This is a genomic window from Ruegeria sp. SCP11 (assembly GCF_040329455.1).
Lineage (GTDB): Bacteria > Pseudomonadota > Alphaproteobacteria > Rhodobacterales > Rhodobacteraceae > Ruegeria > Ruegeria atlantica_E.
In genome coordinates this window covers 1-223 of sequence record NZ_JBDZYG010000071.1, presented here as the reverse complement: position 1 = coordinate 223, position 223 = coordinate 1, and the positions used below count along the sequence as shown (strand labels likewise).

General features: G+C 56.5%; 1 protein-coding gene. It reads left to right on the top strand.

Annotation, left to right across the window (positions count from 1 at the left end; genetic code table 11):
- A partial coding sequence (locus ABLN94_RS24780) for a hypothetical protein (RefSeq protein ID WP_352997368.1) occupies positions 1-223 on the top strand: 223 nt, incomplete at both ends.

Genomic DNA, 223 nt, shown 5'->3' with positions numbered 1-223 from the left:
TTTACCGTTGAAAGTGGAAACGCAACGGGAACGACCTTCACGGTCAACTCGAAGGCGACCGCTTTTCAGATCAGAGGGGGGGCGGGCAGCGACACAGTCGATGCCACCGGGTTGACCTTCACAAGCCTTGAGCGTGACTTCATTTTCAATGCAGGATCAATCGAGACGATCATCGACGATGGAGGATTGTTCACGGCCCCGGCGCCAGGACCAGACGACCTGA